Consider the following 16,259-nt stretch of genomic DNA (forward strand, 5'->3'; position numbering starts at 1 on the left):
GAAAAGCCCGGCCAATACCGGGCTTTTTGGAATGCCTACCTACCGTCAGGCACATCAAGCCTCGTCTCGGCATCGCCGGAGCAACAGGAAGGCTCCGGCAGAAATCAAAAGGCATTGCAGATGTTGAAAGATTGCAGATGTGGATATTGCAAAAGACTGCTCGCCCGAATGGGTGAGTACACCGAGCTCCAGATCAAATGTTCCCGATGCGGGACGCTGAATCATGTGAAGGCCACGAGCCTCGAGCGGTCGCCTGTGAGCGACGTGAGCGTTGCATCAGCAGCGCAATCAACTCAGTTAACTCAATAGGTGAACCATGAACAGTTTCAAGAAATACGTTGCCCCGCTGTTGCTGTCCTCTGCTCTGCTCGGCGCTGGGGGCAACGCTGTTGCCGCCAATCTTTTGGTCAACGGCAGCTTTGAACAGCCAGGTTGCGGTGGTAGTTGCCCACTGGATACCACGGAGCAAGCCAACTTCATCACGGGTTGGACGACGTTTCTGTCCGGTGTCGAGTACTTCAATACGACCGCCGCGGATGGCGTTGCGATTGTCGACCTGGCCAACTACGTTTATGAAAACGGCGGCGGCATTCAACAGAACTTTGCCACCACGGTCGGCGCCCAGTACCGATTGACCTTCAGCGCGGGTAATTCGCGCTACGCCGGTCGCTCCGGCGACGGTGTCATCCAGGTGAAAGTGGCTGGGCAAACCGTCACCTTCAACACCCCGTCCGCTAACGGTGTAACAGTCGAGTGGAGCACCATCACTTACGACTTCACTGCTACCACGGCTCAAACGACCCTGGCCTTCTCCAACGAGCAGAACCCGTACGCCAACTTTGCCTTCATCGACAACGTAATCGTTGAGCCTATTTAAAACCCCTGACATCAACAGAACTGGCAGTCGTTTCTCTGTGCTTGAGCGACGACTGTTAATCATCAGGGCTGCATCCGAAACACACCACCCAATCACTCATCAATCACCCCCAGGAGGCGTGACATGACAAACGAGCAACAAGCGTTGCTGGACATGCCGATCTGGCTGGTCATCGTCCTCGCCCTGGTGGGCGGGGTGTCCGGCGAAATGTGGCGCGCCGACAAGGAGGGCGCCCGTGGCTGGTCGCTGCTGCGGCGTCTGGCGCTGCGTTCCGGGGCCTGCATGATCTGCGGGGTCTCGGCCATCATGCTGCTGTACGCCGCCGGCGTGTCGATCTGGGCCGCCGGTGCGTTTGGCTGCCTGACGGCAATGGCCGGGGCGGACGTGGCCATCGGGCTTTATGAACGCTGGGCGGCCAAGCGGATTGGTGTTTGTGAGGTTCCACCGCGCGATACGTCTCAGGATCATTGAGCCCTTAATTTCAAGGAGCATCATCCACAGTGCATACCGCACTGACCCGCAAGGACGCGGGTTTCCCACGGCCAGTACCGTTCACTCAAACCCGCCGCTGCGGGTTTTTTATTGCCCGGTGAAGAATCATGAAGATCACAGCCCTGATCACGCAGCTGCGTGAGCAATGCCCAACCCTGGCCAATCGAGTGGCCGCCGGCATCGACCTCGCCACGCTGCAAGCCAATACCTCGCTGCAAACACCTTGCGCCTATGTGGTGCCGATCGCCGATCTGGCAAGCAAGAGCGTCGCGCAAAACCTGATGCTGCAACCGATCCGCGACCGCTTCGAAGTGACGCTGGTACTCGACACCACGGACGCTACAAAAGCGCTGGATCTGTTGCATGACCTACGCGCCGAACTCTGGCGCGCACTGGTGGGTTTCAAGCCCGGCAGCGACTACGAGGCCATCGAGTACGACGGCGGCGAACTGGTTTCCATCAATAGCAGCCGCGTGCTGTATCGCCTGCGCTTTTTTGCCGAATTCCAGCTTGGTCGCAATTTGCCGGGTCAGCCGGCGGAGAGCTGGCACGAGCGTGAACTGGACGGCTTGTCGTCCTTTACCGGGGTCACCGTGCGGGTCGATGCGATCGATCCGGCGGACCCCAATCTGCAACGCCCAGGCCCCGACGGGCGCCTGGAACTGACTTTCTCTGGAGACGTAACCCCATGAGCAAACGCATCACCGTGCTGCCGGCCCCGGGCCGTGTCGTGCCGGACCCGGAAGCGGGCGATCTGTTGCCCCTCGAGGGCCGTGAAGTGCCGGACAACGCCTGGTGGCGTCGACGTCTGGCCGATGGCGATATCACTACCAAAGCCGTGAAAGCGGCGAAACCACAGGGAGCCAAATAATGGCAATCGGATTCAGCAACATCCCCGCGGACATTCGTGTTCCGCTGTTCTACGCCGAAATGGACAACTCGGCCGCCAATAGCGCGTCGTCGGCCATGCGCCGCCTGATCGTTGCTCAGGTCAACGACAACATCGCGCCGGCCGACGTCGGCAAACTGGTGTTGGTGTCCAGCGTGGCGCTGGCCAAAAGCATTGGCGGTCAAGGCTCGATGCTCGCCTCGATGTATGAAACCTGGCGCAAGACCGACCCGATCGGCGAGATCTGGTGCCTGCCGCTGCACAACACTGAAGGCAGCATTGCCAAAGGTGTGCTGACCCTGACCGGTGCGGCGACTCAAAGCGGTGTGCTCAACCTGTACGTCGGCGGCGTTCGTGTTCAGGCGGCCATCGTCAACGGTGCCACTGCGGCGCAAGCGGCCACGGCCCTGGCACTGAAAATCAATGCTGCTGCGGATCTGCCGGTCAGCGCTGCAGCGGTCGAAGGTGTGCTCACCCTGAGCGCCAAATGGACTGGCGACAGCGGCAACGACATCAGTCTGCAATTCAATCGCCTGGGCAAGAGCAACGGCGAAGAAACCCCGGCAGGCCTGACCTCGGCCATCACTGCCATGACCGGCGGCGCTGGTGTGCCGGATCAAGTGGCCGCCGTGGCGGCACTGGGCGATGAACCGTTCGAGTTCATCTGCATGCCGTGGTCGGATCTGTCGACTCTCAACGCCTGGCAAGCCGTCATGGATGACAGCACCGGTCGTTGGTCCTGGGCCAAGCAATTGTTCGGTCACGTCTACAGCGCCAAGCGCGGCACCATCGGTACGCTGGTGGCGGCAGGGCAAGCGCGTAACGACCAGCACATGACCATTCAGGCGCTGGAACCGGGCGTACCGCAACCGTTCTGGGTGCAGGCTGCTGCACTGGCTGCGCGCACCTCGGTGTTCATCTCTGCCGACGCCAGCCGTCCGACTCAAAGCGGCAGCCTGCCAGGTCTCGACCCGGCACCGGCGAGCGAGCGTTTCACCCTGACCGAGCGTCAGTCGCTGCTCAACTACGGCATCGCCACCGCGTACTACGAAGGCGGCTACGTACGCATTCAGCGTTCGATCACCACCTATCAGAAGAACGCCTACGGCCAGGCAGATAACTCTTACCTGGACAGCGAAACCATGCACCAGTCGGCGTTCATCGTGCGTCGCCTGCAAAGCGTGATCACCAGCAAATACGGTCGCCACAAACTGGCCTCCGACGGCACCCGTTTCGGTGCCGGCCAGCCCATCGTCACCCCGAGCACCATTCGCGGTGAGCTGATCGCCCAGTACGCCAAGCTCGAACTGGAAGGCCACGTGGAAAACGCCGAGCTGTTCGCTGAACACCTGATCGTCGAGCGCGATGTTCAGGACCCGAGCCGGGTCAACGTGCTGTTCCCGCCGGATTACATCAACGGCCTGCGCGTGTTTGCGCTGCTCAACCAGTTCCGTCTGCAGTACGACGACGCAGCCTGATCGCGGCCTTTGACTGCGTGAATTCAGCCCACCTCGCGTGGGCTTTTTATTTGAAGGGAGAAACACCATGGGTCAACTGATTGCGGGAACCTGCTACGTCAAAGTGGACGGCGCTCAACTGACCATCAACGGCGGCTGCGAAGCGCCATTGATGGCCGTTAAACGGGAAACCGTCGTGCCGGGCTTCTACAAGGAAACCGACATTGCGCCGTCGTTCAAAGTGACGGCGCTGCACACCGCGGACTTCCCGCTCAAACAACTGATCGCCGGCACTGACATGACCGTCACCTGCGAATTCAGCAACGGCAAAGTCTACGTACTGGCCGGCGCCTACCTGGTGGAAGAACCGGTATCGAAAGGCGACGACGCCACCATCGAACTGAAATTCGAAGGCATCAAGGGGACCTGGCAATGAGCAACGCCGTGAAGCTTCACGTTGCGATCGAAGCCCACGGCGAGCCCTTGACCGAACTCAACCTGCGCCGTCCGACGGTGCAGGAAGTGCGGGCGATCAAGGCGCTGCCGTACAAGATCGACAAGAGCGAAGAGGTCAGCCTCGACATGGACGTCGCGGCCAAATACATCGCCGTGTGCGCCGGCATCCCGCCGTCGTCGGTCAACCAGCTGGATCTGGCTGACCTCAACGCGCTGAGTTGGGCCGTCGCGAGTTTTTTCATGAGTGCGGCGTCGGAGCCATCACCGACCTGATCGCAGTCGCCTATGACCTGGCCTGGTTCTGGAAGGTTGACCCCGAACAGATGGTGGCCAGGCCACTGGATGTGCTCCGCGAATCGCTGGAGCACGCGCAACGGATCAATGCGATGCAGGTGCAGTGATGGCAGACACAGAAACGAAAGAGAAGACGTCGGTGCTGCTCACGGGTATCGACGAACTGTCACCCAAACTCGGCGCCCTGCGGGCAAAAGTCGAGGGCTTCAAGAAAAACCTGGAGCAGACCGGCCTCGGCAAGCTGGATATCAGCGGTTTGTTCAAGGGCGGTAGCGTGATTACGCCGTTCGTGGATGCGATCAAGGCGTCCGACGCGTTCAAAGGCAAATTGACCGAGGTCAGCGAATCGGCCGAAAGCGTTGATTTGCCGAAGGCGCCGGCAAGCGCTACACAAAACATGAATGTGTTCAGTCGATCGATGGAGCAGGTGTCGGTCGCGGCCAACACGGCCTTGCAGCCTGCCGTCGCTACGGTAACGGCAGGTCTTCAACCTTTGTTGGTTGGGTTTGGCAGCCTGCTCGATGACAACCCGAAGCTGGTCGAAGGGCTGGCGGCAGGTGCCATCGCGTTCTCGGCGATGCAAACCGCCGTGACCGGCGCGACTCAAGTGTTCGATCTGATGAGCATGGTGCTCAAGACCAATCCGATCATGCTGATTGCCATGGGCATTGCCGTAGCTGCCGGTTTGATCATTGCCAACTGGGAACCGATTTCGACGTTTTTCGCCGGGCTCTGGCAAAAGGTTGTCAGTTATTGGGCGCCGATCAGCGGCGTTTTCTCGGATATTTTTGATCGAGTGAAAGCAGTCGTGAGTGCGGGATTCGATTTCCTTAAAGCGTGGTTTGCCTGGACGCCTTACGGAATGATCCTGAACAACTGGGGGGGCGTTGTCGGTTTGTTTGCCGCCATCTGGGATCTGCTCATGGCACTGACCGTGCCGGTAAAGGAGAAACTGCGCAGCCTGTTCGACTGGGTGCCGCTGGACGCGATTGCCGCTGCATGGGATCAGGTGCCTGCCATATTTTCGGGCTACTGGGAGTCAATCAAGCTTGGGGCGCAGGAATTCTTTTCCTACCTCGGCGGCCTGTTCACTTGGTCGCCCTTGGACGCATTGAGCGAAACGTGGGCATCGGTGGTTCAGTTTTTCAGTGAAAAAGCGGAAAAGCTCCGGGCCATTCTGGCGCCGATCCAGGAGATGCTCGGCGGTAGCTTTGGTGGCTTTATCGCCCAAATTACTGGCAAGGTCGAAGGCTTCACCGAGGTGCAAAAGAAAACCAATGCCGAAGGCAAGGGTGAATTTGCGCCAGCAGCGGCGTTCTTTGGTGACGTTTCCGAGTCACCCTCAAGCGCGCTGACGGCTCCCGGCAGTTTGCCGCTCAAGTCGCCGATGCAGCCCGGTTCTCTGACACAAAACTCCAGCACCCTGATCCAGCAAACCGCCGCCAATAACCGCACGCAACTCGAAGGCGGCCTGACCGTACGCTTCGAAAACGCGCCGGCCGGGCTGCGCACCGATCAACCGCAAACCAATCAACCGGGGCTGTCGCTCAATTCGCGCATCGGCTATCGCTCGTTGTCTCTGGGAGGTTCCAATGAACTGGCGTGACCGTTTGTTGCCGGCATCCTTTCGCGGTGTCGGTTTTTGGATCGATCAGGCGAAAACTCCGGTCGGCCACAAGGGCCAGTTGCACGAGTATCCACAACGCGATCAGCCGTTTTTCGAGGGCCTTGGCCAGCAGGCGAAGATCCATGATCTGACGGCATTCATTGTCGGCGCCGATTGCCTGGAGCAGCGCGACAAATTGCTCAAGGCACTGGAGCAGGGCAGTGGTGAACTGGTCCATCCGTGGTTGGGGCGGATGCAAGTGAAGGTCGGTGAATGCGACATGACCCAGACCCGTCAGGACGGCGGGCTGGTGACCTTTGCCCTGAAGTTCTACCCCGATCAGCCGCTGCAATTTCCGACGGCCACGGTCAACACGCAAAAGGTGCTGCTGTTGTCGGCGGACACGCTGCTGGGCTCGGCGGTGGCGCGTTTCGAACAGGCCATGACCCTGATCAAGGCCGCGCGGATCGGCATCGCCAATCTGCGCAACAGCCTGACCGGGGTCTATGAAGTGATCCAGGAACAGCTCAAACCGTTGATCGAGGAGTACCGGCAGATTAGCGAGCTGGTCAAAGCGATCAAGGAATTGCCCAAGGAAGTGGCGGCGGAATTCAAGGGATTGCTCGGCGATGTCAAATCGCTCAGGGACTTCGCGAAGGAGGGCTATCGTGGCGTGATTGCCAACGTTTCCCAGCAGCTCGAAGCCATCCGCAAGGCCGATGCACCGAAGCTCACTACCGGCAAGGACACCACGGCGGCGGCGCAAGCCATGGCCGATCTGGTGCAGGACACGCTGCTGGTGAAAGTGGCGCAATGGGTCGCTTCGATGCCTGTGGCGTCGACGCCGGTGAAACTGACGTCACAGCCGTCGCTGGATCATCAGACGCTGCAGCCGGTCACTCGTCAGGAAGTGCCGGTCACCGACGATTTGCAGTTGTTGCAAAAGGAGTTGAACGAAGCGATCCAACTGGCACTGAACAAGGCCAGCCCCGCGCACTATCAGGCCATCAACGATCTGAAGCAGAACTTGAATGCGCACCTCAAAGCGGTGGCGTCGTCCGGCGTGCGGCTGGTCAGTAAATCCTTTCAGGAGAGCTTGCCTGCCGTCGTCGTGGCCTATCGGCAATTTGCCGATGCCACGCGGGTCACGGAAGTGACTCAACGCAACGGTGTTGCCCATCCGTTGTTCCTGCCGCCGAACGATGTGAAAGTTTCCGGGGAGTGAACCATGAACGACATGGATAACCGCGTCACCCTGACCGTCGGCGGCCTGGAATACGGTGGCTGGAAAAGCGTGGAAATCACCGCGGATCTGGAGCGCCAGTTCCGCACCTTCAAACTCAACATCACCTGGCAATGGCCGGGGCAGACCGTGGACAAACGGATTCAGCCCGGTGACGCCTGTGAAGTGCGCATCGGCCAGGATCTGGTGCTGACCGGGTATGTGTTCAAGGCCCCGATCAGTTACGACGGACGGCAGATCAGCCTGAACATCGAAGGCAGTTCTTGCACCCAGGATCTGGTGGATTGCGCCGCGACCAATCGCCCGAACCAATGGCATGAGCAATCGCTGTTGAGCATCGTCGAAGCGCTGGCGATCACCTACAAGGTCTTTGTGGTCAGCGAAATTCCCGAGACCGCGCGGCTCAGCAGTCACACCCTTGTGCCGGGGGAAACGGTGTTTCAATCCATCGACCGCTTGCTGACATTGTTCCGGGTATTTTCTACCGATGATGCCCAGGGCCGGTTGGTGCTGGCCCGGCCTGGCAGTGGTGGCCGGGCCAGCGATGCGCTGGAGTTGGGCAAAAATATTCTGTCGGCCAACGCGCCAATGGATTACAGCCAGGTGTTCTCCGAATACCGGGTAATTGGCCAGCACAAGGGCACGGACAAGAAGAGCGGGGCAGCGGTCAGCGAGGTTGAATCGGTGTCCGCCGACCTGAGCTACAAGCGTCGGCGGGTCACGGTGATCAACGAAGGCATGCAGATCAATCCCGATCTCGCCTTGCAACGGGCCAACTGGGAAAGCGCCACCCGCGTGGGCAAGGCCAAGGCCACCACCTATCAGGTGCAGGGCTGGCGACAATCGAACGGCGATCTGTGGCGTCATAACACGCAGGTCAGGGTCAAGGATCCGGTGCTGGGGTTCGATGACGACATGCTGATCTCCAAGGTGACCTACTCGCTATCGGCGCAAGGCTCGGTGACCACCCTGCAAGTTGCACCGCCGCATACCTTCGACGCCAATCCCGAGCCCCCGAAGAAAACCTGAGCCCGACACTTACCCTGAATGGCATTTGGAATGCCAATGCTGTGAACAATGCCGAATCCTGTGGGGGCGGGCTTGCCCGCGAAAGCGGTGTTCGCTGCAACACTCCTTTGCCTGACATACCGCCATCGCGGGCAAGCCCGCTCCCACAGGTTTGTCTGTGTTTCGCCGACTCTTGAGAACAACCCATGAGCCTACTGACACGCCTCCTGGCGCGCGGCACTGTCGTGCTCGCCAACTCGACCACCAAGCTTCAATCGCTGCAAATGCGCCTCACCGCCGGCGAAGTGAACGATGACATGGAGCACTTCGAACCCTACGGTTTCACCAGCAATCCGCTGGCCGGCGCCGAAGGTATCGCCACCTTTCTGGGCGGTGATCGCTCCCACGCCATCGTGCTGGTGGTCGCCGACCGTCGCTATCGCCTCCAGTCCCTGGCCGCTGGCGAAGTGGCGATCTACACCGACGAAGGCGACAAAATTCACTTCAAGCGCGGGCGGATCATCGACATCGAAACCGCCACCCTGAACATCCGCGCCAGCAGTGCCGTGAACATCGACACACCCACCCTGACCCAGACCGGAAAAATCGTCTCCCAAGGCGATCAGATTGCCGGCGGCATCAGCCAGATCAAACACGTGCATGTCGGCGTTCAAGCGGGCAATGGCCAGACCGGCGTACCGGCAGGAGGGCAATGATGTTCATCAGCCAAAACCTGCATGCCGCGCTGACCCGCTCAGTGCTGATCAGCTTGTTCACCTGGCGCCGCGCCGCCGATGACGATGCCCTCGATGACGAAGAACGTTTCGGCTGGTGGGGCGACACTTTTCCTACGGTGGCCGACGACCGCATCGGTTCGCGGCTGTGGCTGTTGCGCCGGGTCAAGCTGACCCGGCAAACCCAGATGGACGCCGAATTCTATGCCCGCGAAGCCCTGCAATGGCTGATCGACGACGGCCATTGCAGCGCCATCGACATCATCAGCGAACGCCTCGACGCCCAGCGCCTGAACCTGCGCACGGTCCTGACCCTGGCCGATGGCGAGCGCCTGGACATCAACCCTGATAACAGTTGGCAGGTGATCTATGCCGTTTGAAACCCCTTCGCTGCCGGTGCTGATCAAGCGCACCCAAAGCGACCTGGCCAGCGATTCGCTGCGCCAGTCCGATGCGCAAGTGCTGGCCCGTACCCTCGGTGGCGCCGCCTATGGCCTGTATGGCTACCTGGACTGGATCGCCGAGCAGATCCTCCCGGACAAGGCCGATGAATCGACCCTGGAACGGATCGCCGCACTGCGTCTGAACCAGCCGCGCAAACCCGCACAAGCGGCCAGCGGCAGCGTCAGCTTCAGCGCCAGCGCCGGTGCCGTGCTGGATGTCGACACCCTGCTGCAATCGAGCGACGGTCGCACCTACAAAGTCACCGCCGCGCGCACCACCAGCAACGGCCTCAACAGCACCACCATCGCCGCGCTCGAGGCCGGCAGCCTGGGCAATGCCGAGGCCGGTCTGGCGCTGATTCCGGTGCAACCGATTGCGGGTATCGTCGGCAATAGCTTTACCGTGCTGGCGCCGGGGCTTAGCGGCGGTGTGGCGCGGGAAAGCTTGGAGTCGCTGCGTGCGCGGGTGATCCGCTCCTACCGCATCATCCCTCACGGCGGTTCGGCGCAAGACTATGAAACCTGGGCCCTCGAATGCTCGGGCGTGACTCGCGCCTGGTGCCGTGGCGGTTTGTTGGGGCCGGGCACGGTCAGCCTGTTCATCATGCGTGACGATGACCCGCAACCGGTGCCGAACGACGAACAACTGGCCGAAGTCCAGGCCTACATCGAGCCTCTGCGCCCGGTCACCGCCGAGGTGCATGTGCAGCGGCCGGTTCAGGTGCCGGTGGTCTATCACCTGACGCTGACACCCGACACCACCGCCATACGCGCCGCCGTCGAAGCGCAGCTGCGAGACCTGCATAACCGTGAAGCCGACCTCGGCCAGAAATTGTTGATCAGTCACATCCGTGAAGCGATCAGCAGCACCAGCGGCGAAAACGACCACGTCCTCACCTCGCCTGTCGCGGATGTCAAAACCGAGCGCAATGAGCTGCTGACCTTCGGAGGTTGCGTATGGGGGGTATAAGAACCGCCGCGCAATACCACGCGCAACTGCGCAGCCTGCTGCCCAGCGGCCCGGCCTGGGACCCTGAACGGGTGCCGGAACTCGAAGAAGTCCTCGAAGGCGTCGCTCAGGAACTGGCCCGCCTCGACGCCCGCGCCGCCGACCTGCTCAACGAAATGGACCCGGCCGGCGTCAGCGAACTGGTGCCGGACTGGGAGCGGGTGATGAACCTGCCCGACCCGTGCCTCGGCGCTACGCCACTGTTCGATGACCGTCGCCTCGCGGTACGTCGCCGCCTGCTCGCGGTTGGCAGCCAGGCCGTCGGCTACTACCTCGAAATCGCCAAAAGCCAAGGTTACCCGAACGCCACTATCACCGAACTGGAAGCCCCGCGCATGGGACGCTCGCGTTTCGGTGCGGCGCACTGGGGCACGTGGGAAGCGCAGTTCATGTGGACGCTCAATACCGGTGGGCGATTGCTGCTGGGACGACGTTTTGGCGCCAGTTACTGGGGCGAGCGGTTTGGCGTGAACCCGGGCTCGGCACTGGAATGCCTGATCCACCGCAGCGCACCGGCGCATACCAAGGTGCACATCAATTATGACTAGGGAGTAGAGGGATGGATTATCCGAAAAGTGTGCCCAGCGCCGGGTTGGTGAATGGGAAGTTTGTGGATGAAAACCCGCTGACCGGGACGCCGGGATCGTTGATTCCGGCGGATTGGGGAAATGGCGTGACGCAGGAGATTGTGAACGTCATCAAGGCCGGGGATCTGACCCCGGACGAGACGAAGTACGATCAGTTGCTGCAAGCCATTCAGAGCGTATCGGCCAAGGGTTGGAATCTGGATTCGGCATTGCCGATCGGCTCGCTGCCGCCGGCCACTGTGGCGACGGCGGATGGGCGTTTGGCGGTGACCCCGACGGCAGTTTCGACCAACGGCGGCCGGGTGTCGATTCCGGCGGGGGTGTTGGTCAGCATTGGCCAGGAAGTCGTCGCGGGGCAATTGGGCAGAGCGCGGACGTTTACCACACAAGCGTGGAGCAGTGATTTGTTGCCGAGCGCCAGCTACTTTCTGCGGGCGCAGGTGATCGGTGGTGTGCTGACGTTCTACATTCAGCGCGGAACAATCTATGACGCCCCGCCCGAAGGTTTAAAGGGCACTGTCAATGGCGGGGCGGGGGGCGGTTTTCAGTCCACGCCGCTGGATATCTGTATTGCCTGGGTGATGACGGGAGCACCGGGGGCCGTTCCGGTTATCAGACCGATCTACAACCGCAACCGGTTGGCGTGGACGCAAACCGTCAACGGCAACGGTGTGGTTTACCTGCCTCTGGATCCCCATGCCCGTGCGGCACGCCTGATTGTCGGTAACCCGACGCCCTCGGCGACGGAAATTTCCTCGGTGTCGTTTGCGCCTACAGGTTGGGTTGGTGGCAACTACTGCTACCTCTCTCCGGCGGTGACCACCAGTTCCAATCACGATGGTGGTTGGACGAACCCGATGCCGTGCGTGATCTTCACCAACAACTTTGTCAACGACGTCACGGTCACGACCCTGACGGCCAGTTTTGACCATAACCAAGTACGTTCGCTGTGGCAGTCCTACCAGGCCGAACACATGCTCGGTTCGACCAGCGCCGCCAGCGATGAATTGCTGTTCAGTATGGGGATCAAGAACCACCCCGTGTCTGATTACGCCACTGGAATCGCGGTCAACTTCGCGGCGGCAGTCAATGTCAGTCTTTCCTGGGAGTTGATTCGATGAACGTTATTCAAGAGCTTCATCAGTTCGAGGACGGCCTGCGTCCCGCACAGCCTTCTGCCGTCCATGACTGGGACGGTGAAAAATGGGTTCTGGACGCCGTGAAAGTCGCCCAGCTGGAACAACAGGAAACCGAGCGCCTGTGCGCCAAAGTCGATGCGGCTGCAGACAAAGCACGCATTGCTCTGGCCGGTGATCCACTCAAAGCCATTGAGTATGCCCAAGCCGCCGTCGACGCCCAAACCTATAAGGACGCGGGCTACCCGAAAAAAGACGTGCCGATGGCCGTCTCCGCATGGGTCGTTAAAGGCCGCACAGCCAAACAGGCGGCGGACCAGATCCTGGTTAAAGCTACACAACTCCATGAAGCGTTGCTGGCCCTGCGCGTCCTGCGCCTCAAGGCCAAAGAGCAGATCAAGGCGCAGACGGTCAAAGGCAAGATCGACTTGGCCCGAAACGCCAGCGAAGAGGCGATAGCGGCGATCCGCCAAACCGTTGCGAGTGTTGCTTAGAGCTCGTGTCAATGCGCAATTCCCTCGGCCTACTCCTCAGTGGGCCTTTCTTATTCGAAACAATCTTGAACCTCGCCGTATCAACTGCCGCGCCAGTAGGGGCATTTGTTATTTTCGAGGGAGGATGAACGTGTGGATTATCCAAAAAGCGTACCAAACATAGGGTTGGTCAATGGCATGTTTGTGGATGAGGATCCCATCGCTGGCACGCCGGGATCGTTGGTCCCTTCAGTGTGGGGTAACGGTGTTACTCAAGAAATATTGAGTGTTATCAGTTCGGTTGGGTTGACCCCCGCTGAGGCTGATAATAATCAGTTGCTCAAAGCTATTAAGTTAATGATGACCAAGGCAAGTCCAATGTTGTCGCTGGTGAAAAATTTTACGGCGTCAAAAGTACTGACCTCTGAAGACTTGGGCCTTATTCTTGTGAGTGGGGCTTCGGAAACCATCACGCTTACACTTCCAGCTGTCGATGCGACTCTGGGTATTCGTGATGTCATCATTCGACGGCTGGATAACAGTGGTAGCCGTTTGCTCGTTCAGTGTTCAGGCACCGACACCATTAAGTTTCATACCCATCTGCGTGCTACGGGTTATCCGTTTTTGGTATTGATGGGCGCGGGCGATTGGTGGCACCTGCGCAGTGATGCTTCCGGCAGTTGGTGGCCAGTAGGACGTTTTGATAACACGGCGCTTGGACGACCGGTCTTTGAAACAACCACATTGTTCAGCCCCGGAGGATATGGGGCCTTGAACGGGACCGTACTCTACCGTAATGAATGGCCCTGGCTATGGGATCATGCTCAACAGTCCGGCATGTTAAGAACGGAGTCTGCGCGCGTTGGATATGAAGGCGGCTGGACCAGTGGGGATGGTGTTTCCACCTTTAGAGGGCCAGAAGGGCGTGGAGAGTTTTTGCGTGTACTTGATGAAAGTCGTGGAGTGAATCCTGGTCGAGTTGCAGGTTCCAGAGAGACCGACACATTGCAGGAGCATGGTCATGCTCTGCTCAATCAAAGCAAAGGTACGACTAGCACAACCCTCAATTCAGGTAACCAGATGAATGCAAACATTGCTGAGATTGGAGTGAATGCAGGGGCTTCGACTAATCGATGGGTGGTTGTTGAAGGAATGATCGGTGGTCGCTCTTCCAATGAGACCCGCCCACTGAACATCGCCTATCCAGGTCGGATCAAGGTTATTTGAGGGCGCTATGGTTAATTATCTGATTGATGATGTTCAGGCATTGATTGGGCCTGTAGTGTTTCCAGTCATACCGGGATTAGGTGCATTGCAACCCAGCAACTCCATTGCATTTGTTGATGTTTTGGAAACACCTGCTGTTGGTTTCATATGGGCTTTGGTTGAGGGGGAGGTGACGCAGGTGCCTGACAGGAGAGGCACTGTTTATCGGGTCGACACAGGCGCCAGTGAACAGTGGGTGGCGTTAGGTGAGCTACCGGCGGGACTGACAGAGCAGGTCTGGCCTGGTGCATTTCATGTATGGGGCGACGGTGCTTGGCAGTTTGATGAATCGGCAAAACGTGACAGTGAAGCAGCAATGGTTTTGGCGGATCGAGATAGTTATTTACGCGATGCCGTGTTGCGCATTGCTCCGCTGCAATATGCAGTCGACCTGGGCGATGCCACGCAACAAGAGCAATCGACACTGCAGGGCTGGAAACGCTATTGCGTTGCGTTGAGTCGCATCGAACAACAAGTCGGTTTTCCCTTTGAGGTGGAGTGGCCGATATTGGCGATTGCTGAACCCAAGGAGCCGACGAAGTCGTTGCTCTCGCTTTTTCGCACCAAATAAAAATAAGTAGAGGTCAAATTATGCCGCTAACAGAATGGCAGCTACTTAAAATAATGCCCAACGCCCGCTCCCAAGCGGGCGTTTTCATTTCCGCCCTGAACACCGCCATGTCTCACCGCAACATCAACACCCCCAAACGCATCGCCGCCTTCCTCGCGCAAGTCGGTCACGAATCGGGGCAGTTGCAGTACGTACGTGAACTGGGCAGTACTCAATACCTGAGCAAATACGACACCGGCACCCTGGCCACCCGTTTAGGCAACACTCCAGAACCCGACGGCGACGGTCAAAAATACCGTGGCCGTGGCCTGATCCAGATCACCGGCCGCAACAACTACCGGCAATGCAGTCTCGGCCTGTTTGGCGATGAACGTCTGCTGTCTCTGCCTGAACTGCTGGAGCAGCCCCAATGGGCGGCCGAATCAGCGGCATGGTTCTGGGAGCAGAACAGCTTGAATGAACTGGCTGACCGCGATCAGTTCAACAGCATTACCCGCCGTATCAACGGCGGGTTGAACGGTTTGCAGGATCGACTGGAACTCTGGGCGCGGGCGAGGGCGGTGCTGTGCCAGGCGTCGGTCTGATCGGCTGGCGACTGATCGGTCTGCTGGTGTTGGCCGGTTGTTCGGCGGCATTGGCCTGGCAGTTTCAGGATTGGCGCTACGGCCGGCAACTGGCGGAGCAGGCCAGGCTGCACGCCGAGACCCTTAATCAACTGATTCTGACCGACGCGACCCAGCAACAGGCCGAGCAGGACAAGCGTCTGACTCTGGAGCAGCGGCTGTCGGCCAGTGAACAAACCCATTATCGAGCGCTTAGCGATGCCGAACGTGATCAAGGTCGCCTGCGCGATCGTCTTGCCACTGCTGATGTGCGCTTGTCAGTCCTCCTCGATGCCAATGACGCTGCCTCAGCCTGTGCAGTGCCAGCCGCCTCCGGCACCGGCGGCGTGGATCATGGCGCCCCGCGAGCCCGACTTGACCCGGCGCATGCTCAACGAATTATCGCCATCACCAACGCAGGCCATATCGGACTGATTGCCCTGCAGGCGTGTCAGGCCTATGTCAGAGCCCTCGCTCGCTAACATTTTGATCGATCCTGAACCTTGCAAGCGTGATCGGCTCGTGTACGGTAGGCCTCATTCCGCTCGATCAGGAGAGAGCCGTGAAAGATATCACTCAGCTGGCCGCTGAACTTGGCAGACGCTTGCAGGTTCTTAATGCCCACGTCACCACCGCCGAATCCTGTACCGGTGGCGGGATTGCCGAGGCGATCACCCGAATACCGGGGAGTTCAGCGTGGTTCGAGGCCGGTTATGTCACGTACTCCAACCGCCAGAAAACCCAGCAATTGGACGTCCCGGCTGAGTTGTTTCCAACTGTCGGGGCGGTCAGTCGCGAGGTGGTCGAGGCCATGGTTCGCGGTGCGCAGGAAAAAAGCCGGGCGCGTTTTGCCGTGGCGGTCAGCGGTGTAGCCGGGCCGGATGGCGGTTCGCCGAGCAAGCCTGTGGGCACGGTATGGCTGGCCTGGGGCGTCGGTGAGCAGATGTTCAGCGAGGTGCAGTACTTTCCCGGTAACCGTGACGAGGTCCGCCGACAAACGGTGAAGGCCGCGCTAGAGGGGCTGCTGCGGCATGCCACTGGAGAAATCTCAAATCAGGGGTAGGCGATCCTGAAACGCTGTGGAATAATACTGGCTACTTATACAGGTGTTGGCCG

Annotated in this window: 22 protein-coding genes; all 22 read left to right on the forward strand. The window is 59.6% G+C overall.

Going from position 1 to position 16,259, the window contains the following annotated elements:
* Positions 1-120 precede the first annotated feature (120 nt).
* The 22 genes from AB3226_RS20395 to AB3226_RS20500 all read left to right on the forward strand — a co-directional run bounded on the left by AB3226_RS20395 (position 121) and on the right by AB3226_RS20500 (position 16,206).
* A complete protein-coding gene (locus tag AB3226_RS20395; protein ID WP_367374364.1) occupies positions 121-309 on the forward strand; it encodes a Com family DNA-binding transcriptional regulator in 189 nt (62 codons plus the stop codon).
* Positions 310-316: 7 nt separating this feature from the next.
* On the forward strand, positions 317-877 hold the full coding sequence (locus tag AB3226_RS20400; protein WP_367374365.1) for a DUF642 domain-containing protein: 561 nt from the start codon (positions 317-319) through the stop codon (positions 875-877).
* A gap of 123 nt (positions 878-1,000) precedes the next feature.
* Positions 1,001-1,348 (forward strand): phage holin family protein, encoded by a 348-nt coding sequence (locus AB3226_RS20405; protein ID WP_038979169.1) that lies wholly within the window; start codon positions 1,001-1,003, stop codon positions 1,346-1,348.
* Between the two features lie 128 nt (positions 1,349-1,476).
* A complete protein-coding gene (locus AB3226_RS20410) occupies positions 1,477-2,061 on the forward strand; it encodes a hypothetical protein (RefSeq protein ID WP_367374366.1) in 585 nt (194 codons plus the stop codon).
* The gene (locus AB3226_RS20415) at positions 2,058-2,240 is read left to right on the forward strand and encodes a DUF2635 domain-containing protein (protein WP_007907211.1); all 183 of its coding nucleotides are present in this window, start codon (positions 2,058-2,060) and stop codon (positions 2,238-2,240) included. Before AB3226_RS20410 ends, AB3226_RS20415 begins: the two co-directional genes overlap by 4 nt.
* Positions 2,240-3,736, forward strand: coding sequence for a phage tail sheath subtilisin-like domain-containing protein (locus AB3226_RS20420; RefSeq protein ID WP_367374367.1), 1,497 nt, complete (start codon positions 2,240-2,242; stop codon positions 3,734-3,736). Before AB3226_RS20415 ends, AB3226_RS20420 begins: the two co-directional genes overlap by 1 nt.
* 67 nt (positions 3,737-3,803) lie before the next feature.
* A complete protein-coding gene (locus AB3226_RS20425; RefSeq protein WP_007907215.1) occupies positions 3,804-4,151 on the forward strand; it encodes a phage tail tube protein in 348 nt (115 codons plus the stop codon).
* Positions 4,148-4,444 (forward strand): phage tail assembly protein, encoded by a 297-nt coding sequence (locus AB3226_RS20430; RefSeq protein ID WP_038979172.1) that lies wholly within the window; start codon positions 4,148-4,150, stop codon positions 4,442-4,444. The genes AB3226_RS20425 and AB3226_RS20430 overlap by 4 nt, the downstream gene beginning before the upstream one ends.
* A 127-nt stretch (positions 4,445-4,571) precedes the next feature.
* The gene (locus AB3226_RS20435) at positions 4,572-6,071 is read left to right on the forward strand and encodes a phage tail protein (RefSeq protein WP_367374368.1); all 1,500 of its coding nucleotides are present in this window, start codon (positions 4,572-4,574) and stop codon (positions 6,069-6,071) included.
* Positions 6,058-7,296 carry a DNA circularization protein gene (locus AB3226_RS20440; protein WP_367374369.1) on the forward strand — a complete coding sequence of 413 codons (1,239 nt, stop codon included), beginning with the start codon at positions 6,058-6,060 and terminating at the stop codon, positions 7,294-7,296. Before AB3226_RS20435 ends, AB3226_RS20440 begins: the two co-directional genes overlap by 14 nt.
* Before the next feature lie 3 nt (positions 7,297-7,299).
* Positions 7,300-8,343 carry a phage baseplate assembly protein gene (locus tag AB3226_RS20445; protein ID WP_367374370.1) on the forward strand — a complete coding sequence of 348 codons (1,044 nt, stop codon included), beginning with the start codon at positions 7,300-7,302 and terminating at the stop codon, positions 8,341-8,343.
* 185 nt (positions 8,344-8,528) lie between these two features.
* Positions 8,529-9,038 carry a phage baseplate assembly protein V gene (locus AB3226_RS20450; protein ID WP_367374371.1) on the forward strand — a complete coding sequence of 170 codons (510 nt, stop codon included), beginning with the start codon at positions 8,529-8,531 and terminating at the stop codon, positions 9,036-9,038.
* A complete protein-coding gene (locus tag AB3226_RS20455; protein ID WP_038979177.1) occupies positions 9,038-9,436 on the forward strand; it encodes a phage GP46 family protein in 399 nt (132 codons plus the stop codon). The genes AB3226_RS20450 and AB3226_RS20455 overlap by 1 nt, the downstream gene beginning before the upstream one ends.
* A complete protein-coding gene (locus AB3226_RS20460) occupies positions 9,426-10,469 on the forward strand; it encodes a baseplate J/gp47 family protein (protein ID WP_367374372.1) in 1,044 nt (347 codons plus the stop codon). Before AB3226_RS20455 ends, AB3226_RS20460 begins: the two co-directional genes overlap by 11 nt.
* Positions 10,457-11,056, forward strand: a complete 600-nt coding sequence (locus AB3226_RS20465; RefSeq protein WP_007907236.1) for a YmfQ family protein — start codon at positions 10,457-10,459, stop codon at positions 11,054-11,056. The genes AB3226_RS20460 and AB3226_RS20465 overlap by 13 nt, the downstream gene beginning before the upstream one ends.
* Before the next feature lie 11 nt (positions 11,057-11,067).
* A complete protein-coding gene (locus AB3226_RS20470; RefSeq protein WP_367374373.1) occupies positions 11,068-12,216 on the forward strand; it encodes a phage tail protein in 1,149 nt (382 codons plus the stop codon).
* Positions 12,213-12,725: a phage tail protein gene (locus tag AB3226_RS20475; RefSeq protein WP_367374374.1), complete on the forward strand. Its 513-nt coding sequence runs from the start codon at positions 12,213-12,215 to the stop codon at positions 12,723-12,725. Before AB3226_RS20470 ends, AB3226_RS20475 begins: the two co-directional genes overlap by 4 nt.
* A 132-nt stretch (positions 12,726-12,857) precedes the next feature.
* Positions 12,858-13,931: a phage tail protein gene (locus tag AB3226_RS20480; protein ID WP_367374375.1), complete on the forward strand. Its 1,074-nt coding sequence runs from the start codon at positions 12,858-12,860 to the stop codon at positions 13,929-13,931.
* A 7-nt stretch (positions 13,932-13,938) separates the two neighbouring features.
* Complete coding sequence (locus AB3226_RS20485) at positions 13,939-14,541, forward strand: tail fiber assembly protein (RefSeq protein WP_367374376.1); 603 nt, start codon at positions 13,939-13,941, stop codon at positions 14,539-14,541.
* A 20-nt stretch (positions 14,542-14,561) separates the two neighbouring features.
* The gene (locus tag AB3226_RS20490; RefSeq protein WP_367374377.1) at positions 14,562-15,125 is read left to right on the forward strand and encodes a glycoside hydrolase family 19 protein; all 564 of its coding nucleotides are present in this window, start codon (positions 14,562-14,564) and stop codon (positions 15,123-15,125) included.
* Positions 15,107-15,625: a lysis system i-spanin subunit Rz gene (locus AB3226_RS20495; RefSeq protein WP_367374378.1), complete on the forward strand. Its 519-nt coding sequence runs from the start codon at positions 15,107-15,109 to the stop codon at positions 15,623-15,625. The genes AB3226_RS20490 and AB3226_RS20495 overlap by 19 nt, the downstream gene beginning before the upstream one ends.
* An 80-nt stretch (positions 15,626-15,705) precedes the next feature.
* Positions 15,706-16,206, forward strand: coding sequence for a CinA family protein (locus tag AB3226_RS20500; protein WP_367374379.1), 501 nt, complete (start codon positions 15,706-15,708; stop codon positions 16,204-16,206).
* Positions 16,207-16,259: the final 53 nt, after the last annotated feature.

Origin of the sequence: Pseudomonas lini (assembly GCF_964063345.1) — a bacterium.
GTDB classification, from domain to species: Bacteria; Pseudomonadota; Gammaproteobacteria; order Pseudomonadales; family Pseudomonadaceae; genus Aquipseudomonas; species Aquipseudomonas lini_B.

Bases quoted from the DNA above. Each gene is read 5' to 3' on its own strand.
- AB3226_RS20395 (WP_367374364.1), top strand. From the start codon at position 121: ATGTTGAAAGATTGCAGATGTGGATATTGCAAAAGACTGCTCGCCCGA.
- AB3226_RS20400 (WP_367374365.1), top strand. From the start codon at position 317: ATGAACAGTTTCAAGAAATACGTTGCCCCGCTGTTGCTGTCCTCTGCT.
- AB3226_RS20405 (WP_038979169.1), top strand. From the start codon at position 1,001: ATGACAAACGAGCAACAAGCGTTGCTGGACATGCCGATCTGGCTGGTC.
- AB3226_RS20410 (WP_367374366.1), top strand. From the start codon at position 1,477: ATGAAGATCACAGCCCTGATCACGCAGCTGCGTGAGCAATGCCCAACC.
- AB3226_RS20415 (WP_007907211.1), top strand. From the start codon at position 2,058: ATGAGCAAACGCATCACCGTGCTGCCGGCCCCGGGCCGTGTCGTGCCG.
- AB3226_RS20420 (WP_367374367.1), top strand. From the start codon at position 2,240: ATGGCAATCGGATTCAGCAACATCCCCGCGGACATTCGTGTTCCGCTG.
- AB3226_RS20425 (WP_007907215.1), top strand. From the start codon at position 3,804: ATGGGTCAACTGATTGCGGGAACCTGCTACGTCAAAGTGGACGGCGCT.
- AB3226_RS20430 (WP_038979172.1), top strand. From the start codon at position 4,148: ATGAGCAACGCCGTGAAGCTTCACGTTGCGATCGAAGCCCACGGCGAG.
- AB3226_RS20435 (WP_367374368.1), top strand. From the start codon at position 4,572: ATGGCAGACACAGAAACGAAAGAGAAGACGTCGGTGCTGCTCACGGGT.
- AB3226_RS20440 (WP_367374369.1), top strand. From the start codon at position 6,058: ATGAACTGGCGTGACCGTTTGTTGCCGGCATCCTTTCGCGGTGTCGGT.
- AB3226_RS20445 (WP_367374370.1), top strand. From the start codon at position 7,300: ATGAACGACATGGATAACCGCGTCACCCTGACCGTCGGCGGCCTGGAA.
- AB3226_RS20450 (WP_367374371.1), top strand. From the start codon at position 8,529: ATGAGCCTACTGACACGCCTCCTGGCGCGCGGCACTGTCGTGCTCGCC.
- AB3226_RS20455 (WP_038979177.1), top strand. From the start codon at position 9,038: ATGTTCATCAGCCAAAACCTGCATGCCGCGCTGACCCGCTCAGTGCTG.
- AB3226_RS20460 (WP_367374372.1), top strand. From the start codon at position 9,426: ATGCCGTTTGAAACCCCTTCGCTGCCGGTGCTGATCAAGCGCACCCAA.
- AB3226_RS20465 (WP_007907236.1), top strand. From the start codon at position 10,457: ATGGGGGGTATAAGAACCGCCGCGCAATACCACGCGCAACTGCGCAGC.
- AB3226_RS20470 (WP_367374373.1), top strand. From the start codon at position 11,068: ATGGATTATCCGAAAAGTGTGCCCAGCGCCGGGTTGGTGAATGGGAAG.
- AB3226_RS20475 (WP_367374374.1), top strand. From the start codon at position 12,213: ATGAACGTTATTCAAGAGCTTCATCAGTTCGAGGACGGCCTGCGTCCC.
- AB3226_RS20485 (WP_367374376.1), top strand. From the start codon at position 13,939: ATGGTTAATTATCTGATTGATGATGTTCAGGCATTGATTGGGCCTGTA.
- AB3226_RS20490 (WP_367374377.1), top strand. From the start codon at position 14,562: ATGCCGCTAACAGAATGGCAGCTACTTAAAATAATGCCCAACGCCCGC.